The sequence below is a fragment of the Frankia gtarii genome, assembly GCF_025403375.1.
Lineage (GTDB): Bacteria > Actinomycetota > Actinomycetes > Frankiales > Frankiaceae > Frankia > Frankia gtarii.
This window is the reverse complement of record NZ_JAMPTM010000071.1, coordinates 21083-27082: the sequence shown is the minus strand read 5'-3', so window position 1 is coordinate 27082 and position 6000 is coordinate 21083. Positions and strand designations below refer to the sequence as shown.

Below are 6000 nucleotides of genomic sequence, written 5' to 3'. Positions count from 1 at the left end.
GTCATGGAAGGGGGAGGTAGGCCGGCTCGGCGTCACCGAGGTAGGCCGCCCGCACGCGCGGGTCGGCGGCCACCTGTGCCGGCGTTCCCTCGGCGATGAGTTCGCCGGCGTCGAGGACGACCACCCGGTCGCAGACCCCCATGATCACGTCCATGTCGTGCTCGTTGAGCAGGATGCCCAGCCCCCAGTCGTCGGCGAGGCGGCGCAGCAGCGCCGCGACCTCGGCGCTCTCGGACTCGTCCAGGCCGGCGCACGGCTCGTCGAGCAGCAGCACAGCCGGGCCGGCCGCGACCGCCCGGGCGATGGCCAGCAGCCGGCGCCGGCCGTAGGGCAGATCGGAGACGGTGCGCAGCAGATCCTCACGCAGCCCGAAGGCGTCGACGGCGGCGATCGCCGCACCGGGCAGCGGCCGCGACCGCGGGAAGACCAGATCGGTGAGGTACGCGCGGGCGTCGCGGCGATCGCTGGCCGCCTGGATGTTCTCCAGCACGGTGAGGTCGTCGAACAACTCCAGGTTCTGAAACGACCGGCTGATGCCTGCGCGGGCCCGCCGGTGCGCGGGCAGCCGGTCGAGGCGGACCTCGCCGAGCGTCATCGAGGTGACCGATGCCGGGGTGTAGCCGGTGATCGCGTCGATGACCGTCGTCTTGCCCGCTCCGTTCGGGCCGATCATCCCGACCACCTGGCCGGGAACGACCCGCAGGTCGACGGCGCGCACCGCGCGCACCGCGCCGAAGCTGACCGTCAGCCCCCGCACCGACAGCGCCGCCGGCTCGACCGCGCCGACGGAGCCGCCCCCCGGCGAGGCGACGACGGGTGAGGCTGGAGCAAGCGTCGGGGCGTCGCCGGGGGCCGCCCGCAGCGCCTGGCTCAGGCGGGCGGCGTCGGCGCGGCGTCGGCGGTCGGCCGCGCCGGGCAGGTAGCGGTCGTGAAGCCGCCGGGCGGCGCGGGCGTTCTCGGGGGCCATCCCGCCGCCGGAGCGGGAGAGCACGACGACGAGGACGATGCCGCCGATCAGCGGCACATACCGGTCAAGCTCGGCCAGCCAGTCGCGCACGGCCCCGCCGAAGGCGGCGGCGAACCCGGCCGCGACCGCCGCCACGAGCCACGGCAGCCAGCGCCGCGGCACCGCGGCGAGCCGGCCGCCGGTACGCCGATCGTCGGCCACCGCGGCGCCGACGGCGAGGCCGCCCACGCCGGCGATCGCCGCGACGACGACCCGCAGCAGCGCGCCGAGCCGGCCGAGCCACTCCCCCACCGAGCCGCCGATGCGGGTCGCCAGCGCGCCGGCGGCCATTGTCGCGCCCGCGAACGAGCCGCTCACCCAGCCGACCCCGCCGACGACCGCGTAGGCGATGAGCAGGATCGAGGAGAACGGCGCGAACGCGCCGCCGCCGTAGTCGATGTTGCCGCGCTCGCCGTAGACGTAGAAGGCGTAGAGCACCCCACCGAACCCGGCGATGGCCGCGGACAGCGCGAACGCGTACAGCTTCGCGGCCACGACGCTGATGCCCAGCGCCGCGGCGGCCCGCTCGTTGGTCCGCACCGCGATCAGCCGTCGCCCGGCCCGGCCCCGGCGCAGGTTCGCGACCGCGAGGGCGACCAGGATGAAGGCGAGCACGGACACTGTCGCGAAGCCCCGCGGGTCGGTCACCTTGTCCAGCGCCACCCCGAGGAAACGCTGGCGTCCCACAACCGTCCCCTCGGGGGAGGCGAGATCGCCGAACAGCGAGCCGAGCGCGTTGTCCCCCGGGGGTGGCGGGGAGTGGTAGCCGCGCTGGAAAAGCAGGGCGTCGACGGCCGCGCCGAGGCCGAGGGTCACCACCGCGAGCTGCAACCCCCGGGTCCGCAGCGCGGGCAGGGCGAACAGCAGGCCGACGACGGCGGTGCCGGCCACCCCGACGGCCATCGCCGCCTCCAACGGCCAGCCGCGGCTGGCGACGAGCCGCCCGGTGATCAACGCTGCGATCCCGGAGAAGGCGAGCTGGGCCAAGGAAAGCTGCCCGGTGAACCCGACTAGGACCACGACGGACAGGATGATCAGTGCCCACAGCGCGTTGGCGTCGAGGGCGTCGACCCAGTCGCGGGGCAGCAGCCAGACCGCTGCCAGCATCGCGGCGACGGCGACGGCGAGGGCGCGGGGATGGATCCGGCCGCTGCCGAGCACCGGGTGGCGCTCGGCGAGGTGGCCCCGCTCGGGCAGGCCCCGGCCGCGCACCGCCAGGTAGAAGACGATGACCGCCAGCGGCACCGCCCGGTCGACCCCGCGCCACCAGGGATGGTGGGCGACGAACTCGTACTGCGCCTCCACCTCGATGACGCCGAGGACGAGCCCGCCGAGCAGCACCCCGGGGAACGACTGGAACCGTGCCACCAGCGACACCGCCAGCGCCGGCACGATGAGCAGCAGCAGGTTCGGCGCGGACAGCGGGTTCTGCAACGGGGCGAGCAGGACGCCGCCGAGCCCGGCGAGCGCGGCACCGGCGCCCCACGCGCCCGCGGCGATCGCGTCGACGGACCAGCCGAAGGTGGCGGCGGCGCGCGGGTTCTCGGTGGCCGCCGTCGCGGCGAGCCCCACCGTCGTGAACCGGAAGACCGCCCACGCCACCGCGACGAGCGCGGCGACCGCGGCGAGCCGGACGAACACGTCCACGCCGACGGCTTCGCCGAACAGCTCGACCGTGCCGGTGGGCAGCACCGTCGGGGAGGTGCGCACCGCGCCGGCGAACATCAGCGTCAGCGACGACTGGAGAATGATCAGCAGGCCGAGGGTCGCCATCAGCCGCAACAGCGCCGTCGCATCCCGCAACGGGCGCATCACCAGCAGCTGGAACCCGACGCCGATCCCGGCCGTCGAGGCCACGGCAAGCACCGCCGCCGGGGCCAGCGGCAGCCCCCACGGGCCGTGCAGGCCGTGGAAGGCGTACGCGGCCCACGCCACCAGCGCGCCCTGGGCCATGTTGAGCACCCCGGCCCCGCGGGCGATCACCACCACGCCCGCGGCAACCAGCGCGTAGAGTGCGCCCGTCCCGAGACTGAGCAGCGCGAAGCCCATGACGTCGTTCACGGCGGCCCACCCTGCTCCGGACGCCACGCACCGGCGCGCCCTACCTCATCTCATGGCGGCCAGCGGCCCGCCCCGGCCACGACGAGCGGCTTCCCGCCCACCGCGCCACGGACCCACGCGCCGAAACCATTGATCACGGCGACCGACGCAGACGGTACGGTGGGCGTGGCCGGCGTGACAAGCAAACCATCCACAACAGCCCAGACAGCCCACCGCGTGATCAGCGGTCGGCGGCGGCGGCCACTGCACCCCACGGGACGGCCGGTGGCGGACCAAGTCGGGTGATCGTGGTCTCACAGATGGAAACCGGACGCTCACGGATGTCACTCGGGCGGGCCGCGATCCCGCCCGGACGTGGCACGGGCCAGGCATCCCGCGGCGCCAGGCATGGTGGCCACGCCCTTCTCCCGGTACATCTAGAACAGGCGGACAACGTCGCCGTCGCAGGGCGCCCACCTGAACCCGGCGACCGAACCCGGCGATCGGCCGGCGGCGACGCATCCGCGCCGACCAGAACAATCACGGCCGACCAGAACAGCCACGGGAGTGGGACGGATGACAGAGCTCGTGCCCGGTGCGAATGCGCCGCTGCCCCGCGGCCCCGTCTCGGTCCGCCTGATCGGGCCGTTCGACCTGTGCGCGTTGGTGACCGCGGCGCACGGCAAGGTCGACGGGGACGACGACTTCGTGTTCTACAACCAGCCGGCGACGGCCGGCGTCATCCTCAGTGGCGACGAGGTGATGGTCGATCCGGAGCTGCTGCGGCCCGGTGCCGAGCGGGTCGTGATCGCCGCGAGCCCCGAGGACGGCACGACGCCCTTCGGCCAGCTGCCAGGGCCCGTCGTCACCCTGCACGACCGGCGCGGCAAGCTCAGCGCCCACTTCACCCCGCCGCCGCTGACCAGCGAGACCGTGGTCACCCTGATCGAGATCTACCGCCGGGGATCGGAGTGGAAGGTCCGCGCCGTCGGCCAGGGGTACGCCGACGGCCTCGCCGGCCTCGCCCGCGACTTCGGCGTGGACGTCGACGACGACAGCTCGGGCGCCGCCGACCGACACCGTGTCGACCCGGCACTCGCCAGCCTGCCCGCAGCCGCCCCGCGCCCGGCACCGACCGAGCTGCCCCCGCAGGCTCCCGACGGCGGCTCGGCGGGCGGCGGCTCGCCCGGCGCCGGGTCACTCGGCGGCAGCGAGCTCGCGGCGATGCTGGCCGACGTCGTCACGCTGACCAACGTCGAACGCGGCCGGGAGGGCCTCGCGCCGCTCGCCGTCGACGCGAGGCTGGCCGCCGCCGCCGAGGGGCACTGCCGGGACATGGCGGCACGTGGCTTCTTCGCCCACACCAGCCCGGACGGCCGCACCGTGTCCGACCGGGTCACGGACCTGGGCTACCGCTACGCCCGCGTCGCCGAGAACATCGCCGCCGGCCAGACCACGGCCGAGGAGGTCGTCGCCGGCTGGATGCAGAGCCCCGGCCACCGGGCGAACATCCTCATCCCGCAGCTACGCCAGATCGGTATCGGGCACGCCACCGGCGGAGAGTACGGCAGCTACTGGACGCAGGTCTTCGGCGTCCAGCTCTGAGCCGGCCTCGACCGGTCCTGGGGGGCGGTACCGGCCCACCGAACCACCGGACCCACCGGACCCACCGGCCGGCGCCTCGTCGAGCGGCGCCTCATCGAGCGGCGAACGCATCCAGCACTGTCCGTAACTCCTCTCGGCTCGCGCCCCGACGAGGTTGCATAACGCGTATGAGCGTCGTATCCCGTGGGCAGGATCGGCCGTGGATCCGGGAGGCCATCCACCTCATCGAGGCGGACACCAACAGGTCCGCTGACACGCATCTGTTCCCCCTTCGGCTGTGGCCGGACGACCGGGGCGTCGACGTCTACCTGAAGGACGAGTCGACCCATCCCACCGGCTCGTTGAAGCACCGGCTGGCGCGGTCGCTGTTTCTGTACGGACTGTGCAACGGCTGGATCCAGGAGGGGACCACGATCGTGGAGGCGTCGTCGGGATCCACCGCGATCTCGGAGGCGTACTTCGCGCGCATGCTCGGGCTCCCCTTCATCGCCGTCATGCCCGCGTCGACGAGCGTCCAGAAGATCGCCCTGATCGAACGGGAGCAGGGCCGCTGCCATCTGGTCTCCGACGCGGCCATGGTCTACCCGGAGGCGCACCGGCTGGCCGCCGCGACCGGCGGCCACTACATGGACCAGTTCACCTACGCGGAGCGCGCCACGGACTGGCGCGGCAACAACAACATCGCCGAGTCGATCTTCAGTCAGATGGCACTGGAACGCCATCCCGTGCCGGCGTGGGTCGTCGTCGGTGCCGGCACCGGCGGGACCAGCGCGACGATCGGCCGCTACCTGCGCTACCGCCAGCACGATTCCGCCCTGTGCGTGGTCGACCCGGAGGGGTCGGCGTTCCACCGAAGCTGGTCCACCGGCGACCCGCAGGCGGCGGGGGCGAACTCCCGCATCGAGGGGATCGGCCGCCCGCAGGTCGAACCGAGCTTCCTGCCCGACGTCGTCGACCGGATGATCAGCGTCCCGGACGCCGCGTCCATCGCCGCCATGCAGTTCCTGCACGCGCTCACCGGCCGGCGGGCCGGCGCCTCGACCGGCACGAACCTGTGGGGCGCCATCCAGCTCGCCTGCGAACTCGTCGCCGCCGACCGCCGGGGCAGCATTGTCACCCTGATCTGTGACGGAGGCGACCGCTACACCGACACCTACTACTCCCCCGCCTGGCTCGCCGCCACCGGCATCAACCCCCGCCCCAGCGCCGAGTTCCTGCGCCGCGCCGTCGACACCGCCACCTGGCCCACCTCATCACCCAACCAACCTGACCACCCAGTCCACCTGACGACCGCCCAACCGGCCTGACCACCCAACCGGCCTGACCACCCAACCGGCCTGACCACCTGG

General features: G+C 73.8%; 3 protein-coding genes. 2 read left to right on the top strand and 1 reads right to left on the bottom strand.

The window, feature by feature from the left end:
- Position 1: 1 nt before the first annotated feature.
- Positions 2-3067: an ABC transporter permease subunit gene (locus NBZ83_RS13045; protein WP_261568384.1), complete on the bottom strand. Its 3066-nt coding sequence runs from the start codon at positions 3065-3067 to the stop codon at positions 2-4.
- Positions 3068-3622: 555 nt separating this feature from the next.
- On the opposite strand from NBZ83_RS13045, the gene NBZ83_RS13040 reads away from it, so the two are divergent.
- Both NBZ83_RS13040 and cds1 read left to right on the top strand, forming a co-directional pair.
- A complete protein-coding gene (locus NBZ83_RS13040) occupies positions 3623-4651 on the top strand; it encodes a CAP domain-containing protein (protein ID WP_261575020.1) in 1029 nt (342 codons plus the stop codon).
- A gap of 167 nt (positions 4652-4818) precedes the next feature.
- Complete coding sequence (gene cds1, locus NBZ83_RS13035; protein ID WP_261575019.1) at positions 4819-5958, top strand: L-cysteine desulfhydrase Cds1; 1140 nt, start codon at positions 4819-4821, stop codon at positions 5956-5958.
- The last annotated feature ends 42 nt before the right edge of the window (positions 5959-6000 follow it).

What these genes read in the sequence shown, in the direction of transcription:
- cds1 (WP_261575019.1), top strand. Translation starts at nt 4,819, where the DNA reads ATGAGCGTCGTATCCCGTGGGCAGGATCGGCCGTGGATCCGGGAGGCC.
- NBZ83_RS13040 (WP_261575020.1), top strand. Translation starts at nt 3,623, where the DNA reads ATGACAGAGCTCGTGCCCGGTGCGAATGCGCCGCTGCCCCGCGGCCCC.